Genomic DNA, 3,098 nt, shown 5'->3' with positions numbered 1-3,098 from the left:
GACACCGGCTGGTGCAGGTAGTGCACGATCGGGTGGCCGACCTCGCCGTACTCGCCGTTGATGTGGCCGACCTGGCGTTCGATGTGCTCGCGCATCGCGATGTAGCTCTCGACGCGTTCCCGGCTGGGCGTGGCGAGCTGCACCAGGACGGTGTCGGGTTTGACCCGCCGCTCGTCGAGGAGTTCGGCGAAGGCCCGCAACCGCACGTCGATGCCTTTTGTGTAGTCGAGGCGGTCGACTCCGAGCAGAATCTTTCGCGGGTCGCCCAGCGCGGCGCGGATGTGGCCGACCCGTTGCCGGACCTGCCGGTCGCGCGACCTGGTATCGAGGTCGGCCGAGTCGATCGAGATGGGGAAGGCGCCGACCTTCACGATGCGCGAACCCACCTGAACCTCCCCGAACCGGGACCGCACGCCGACCGTGGCCCGTGATGCGTTCGCACCGGCCAGTCGCCGCGCCAGGACCAGGAAGTTGTGTGCCCCGTCGGGCAGGTGGAAGCCGACCAGGTCGGCGCCGAGCAGTCCCTCGACGATCTCGGTGCGCCACGGCAGCTGCATGAACAGTTCCACCGGCGGGAACGGGATGTGCAGGAAGAAGCCGATGGTGAGGTCTGGGCGCAACATCCGCAGCATCTTGGGGACGAGCTGCAGCTGGTAGTCCTGGATCCATACGGTGGCGCCGTGGGCCGCGGTGCGCGCGGTGGCCCGGGCGAAGCGTCGGTTCACCTCGACGTAGCTGTCCCACCATTCGCGGTGGTACTCGGGTTTGACGATCAGGTCGTGGTAGAGCGGCCACAGGGCGCCGTTGGAGAAGCCCTCGTAGTAGTCGGCTATGTCTTTGGCCGACAGGCGTACCGGGTGCAGCGTGAGACCGTCCTCGACGATCGGGTCTTCGGATCCGTCCGGGACGCCCGCCCAGCCGATCCATGCGCCGCGACGCATCCGCAAGAGTGGTTCCAGCGCGGTGACCAGGCCACCAGGACTTCGTTTCCACGCCGTGGTGCCGTCGGGCAGCCGCTCGATGTCGATCGGCAGGCGGTTGGCCACCACGACGAGGTCGGAGTTCCCGGCGGCCCACCGGCCACCTCCGAGATGCGTCGGTGTCGGTTCTGTAGTCACGGCGTCCCTTCCGCCCAGATTGCGTGGTGAAAGCTCTCACAGGGTTGAACGCCGGGTACCGCGACCAAGTAGTCCGTGGATCCGGGTCCGCCTGCCCGGGCACGATCCCGCCGTTCTGGTTATCGCCTTTGCCGGGCCCGAGCCTGCTGGTTGTCGGCGTCGGATCCGGCGACCATGTCGTGGCGTGGATCACGCATCGGGGTTCTCCAACACCATCGCCACGCCTTGGCCGGAGCCGATGCACACCCCGACGGCCCCGTAGCGCACTCCGCGTTCCCGCATTTCGGTGGCCAGGGTCAACACGTAGCGGGCGCCGGTGGCGCCGAAGGGATGACCGATGGCGACCGCGCCCCCGTTCGGGGTCAGCTTGTCATCGGGTATCGCGAATCCGTCGAGCTGATGGGGGAGTTCGCGCAGCACGCCAAGGGCTTGGGCGCTGAATGCTTCGTGGATCTCCCATAGATCGATCTGCGGGGGCGTGAGCTCGGCGCGGCGCAGGGCCAGTGGCAGAGCCCACGCCGGGGCGATACCCATGACGAGGGGATCGTTGCCGTAGACGGCCGAGGATACGATCCGGGCCAGCGGGGTGACGCCGAGGTCGGCGGCCCGCTCGCCGGAGGCGAGGAGCAGGGCTGCGGCGCCGTCGGACAATGGCGTGGAGTTGCCTGCGGTCATCTGCGTGGTGCCGGGTTGGGCGGGCAGTGCGGCCAGGGATTCGGCGGTGGTGTCGTCACGGATGAACTCGTCGTGTTCGACGATGAGTTCGGGGGTCTTGCGGGTGGCGGGGACTGTCACCGGCGCGATCTCGCGGGCCAGCCGCCCGCGGTCGCGCGCGGCCCGGGCGCGCTGCTGGGATCGCAGTGCGAAGGCGTCGATTTCCTCGCGGGTCAGCCCGTAACGGTCGGCGACGTTCTGCGCCGTCTCGATCATGCCGATGTAGGCGTTGCGGGCCAGTAGTTTCGGGTTGGGTGGGCCGCCTGCGCCCGACCACATGGTGTCCAGGACGAACTGCGGGCCGCGCGGCATGAAGGGGGCGTCGCCCTTCATGTAGGCCCATCCCGAGCGTGACATCGATTCGGCGCCGCAGGCGATGCCCACACCGAGGTCGCCGGATTTGATGGCGTGGGCGATCATCGCGGTCGCGCTGAGTGAGGATCCGCAGAACCGGTTGAGCGTGGCGCCGGCGACCGTATCGGGAAAGCCTGCGGCCAGGACCGCCCAGCGGGCCAGGTCGCCCATGCCCTCGTGGGCGGGATTGACACAGCCGGCCACGACGTCCTCGACCTGGTCAGGTGTCACGCCGACGCGGTCGCACGCCGCGCCGAGCGCGAGGCCGAGCAGGTCGTCGAGGCGCAGGTGCGATAGCGATCCGCCGTATCGGGCGAACGGGGTACGCACGCCGCCGAGCAGGTATGCCTCGGTCATCCGGAAGTCCTTTCGTGCGCGCCATCGTGCGGGTTTCGGTGGGCTGCCAATGGCCGGCTACCAATGGTCGTAGTGGACGACCTGGTCGGTGGGTACGCGGGCGGCTCGGTGGAAGCTGGTGCCGGTGTAGTAGGCGGTGGGGATGGTGGTGGCGTGGTGGACATTGGCCGGAAAGCCCAGAATGTCTCGCATCTGGGGTTCGGCCATGACGGTCAGCCCGGTCCAGGTGGTGCCGAGCCCGCGCGAGCGCGCCGCGAGCATGTAACTCCACGCGGCGGGCATGATCGAACTCCAGTGCTGCACGGCGTTCTCGGCCGTGAGTACACCGTCACCGTCGGTCACCTCGACGCACGGCACCACCAGCACCGGGACCTCGTCGATGTGCTCGACGAGGTATGCCGCGCTGTCGGAGACCTTGCGCTGCTGACGATTGCGGGTCGGGTCGTCGGCGAACCGGTCGGCGACCGCGAACGGCGAGGCAGTGACCCAGGCCCATCCGCGCCGGAAGATGTCACCGATGGCGCGGCGCTGGCCGGGATCGGTGACGATGATGAA

The 3,098-nt window shown here is 68.7% G+C and carries 3 protein-coding genes; all 3 read right to left on the bottom strand.

Features of this window, described 5'->3' with window-relative positions:
* A partial coding sequence (locus ACWDTP_RS38035; protein WP_450028379.1) for an alpha,alpha-trehalose-phosphate synthase (UDP-forming) occupies nucleotides 1-1,118 on the bottom strand: 1,118 nt, incomplete at its 3' end.
* Nucleotides 1,119-1,307: 189 nt separating this feature from the next.
* Nucleotides 1,308-2,543 (bottom strand): thiolase family protein, encoded by a 1,236-nt coding sequence (locus ACWDTP_RS38030; RefSeq protein ID WP_450028378.1) that lies wholly within the window; start codon nucleotides 2,541-2,543, stop codon nucleotides 1,308-1,310.
* A gap of 57 nt (nucleotides 2,544-2,600) precedes the next feature.
* Nucleotides 2,601-3,098, bottom strand: a 498-nt coding sequence (locus ACWDTP_RS38025; RefSeq protein WP_450028377.1) for a nitroreductase family protein, incomplete at its 5' end; no start/stop codon positions are given.

It is taken from the genome of Mycobacterium sp. NPDC003449, assembly GCF_053588415.1.
The sequence above is the reverse complement of the archived record's forward strand: the minus strand, read 5'-3'. Positions and strand labels throughout refer to the sequence as shown.